Annotated in this window: 2 protein-coding genes; both read left to right on the forward strand. The window is 61.0% G+C overall.

Annotated elements, in window-relative coordinates:
- Positions 1 to 82 precede the first annotated feature (82 nt).
- Positions 83 to 556, forward strand: a complete 474-nt coding sequence (locus IVB42_RS01580; protein WP_247297715.1) for a transposase — start codon at positions 83 to 85, stop codon at positions 554 to 556.
- The coding region (gene tnpB, locus IVB42_RS01585) for an IS66 family insertion sequence element accessory protein TnpB (RefSeq protein ID WP_247366674.1) at positions 537 to 840 on the forward strand (304 nt) is incomplete at its 3' end. The genes IVB42_RS01580 and tnpB, both read left to right, overlap by 20 nt.

The raw sequence follows: 840 nt of genomic DNA on the forward strand, positions 1-840 counted from the left end.
GTAAGCGCGAATTTCCCTGCACCTTTTGCTTTTGAGTGCTCTGATGCATGAGGTGTCCACCAAAATAGGTGGACACCTTGTGATGGCAGACGATGATCAGAAACTGCGGGTCAGGCTTGTTGGTCGGAACGGTCGCCGGCGCTACGAGGCGGCATCGAAGGAGCGTCTTGTCGCGAGTTGTCTTGAGCCTGGCGTTTCGGTATCGAGACTTGCGCTCGAACACGGGGTCAACGCGAACCTGCTTCGGAAATGGATCAAGAAGCACACCGCGACCAGGTCTCTCCCGCGGTCTCCCCCATCGGCGTTCATCCCGGTTCAACTTGAGGGGGCTTCCGATCGCGCCCTGTCGCGGGGGAGCAGCGTGGCGATGGTGGGTTTGCCGGCGGCTTGCGATGAAGTGCGCGGGTCGGAACCCAAGGGGACTACAGCTTTTTGTTCTCCGGCCAAAGTGAGCGCGTCGCTGCCGAACGGCGTGAAGGTCGCGCTGGAATGCGGCGATGTGGATGCATTGACGGCGATCATCGGAGCCCTGGGCCATGTTCAGACTGGGCGGTGACCTGCAGGTCTATCTGCACCGTGAGCCGATCGACTTCCGGGCTGGCATCAACAGCCTTGCGGTTCTGGTCCAGGAGACGATGGCGCTCGATCCGTTCGCTCCGGCGGTTTTTGCGTTCTGCAATCGCCGTTGCGACCGGATGAAGTTGCTGTTCTTCGACCGGTCCGGCTTTGTGCTGGTCCTGAAGCGGCTGACCGAGGACAAGTTCCGATGGCCGCGCCGCCAGGAGGCGGTCGTCACGCTGACGACCGAGCAATTGCACTGGATCCTTGACGGCATCGATA

This window comes from Bradyrhizobium sp. 45 (genome assembly GCF_023073155.1).
Taxonomy (GTDB): Bacteria; Pseudomonadota; Alphaproteobacteria; order Rhizobiales; family Xanthobacteraceae; genus Bradyrhizobium; species Bradyrhizobium canariense_D.

What these genes read in the sequence shown, in the direction of transcription:
- IVB42_RS01580 (WP_247297715.1), top strand. Translation starts at nt 83, where the DNA reads ATGGCAGACGATGATCAGAAACTGCGGGTCAGGCTTGTTGGTCGGAAC.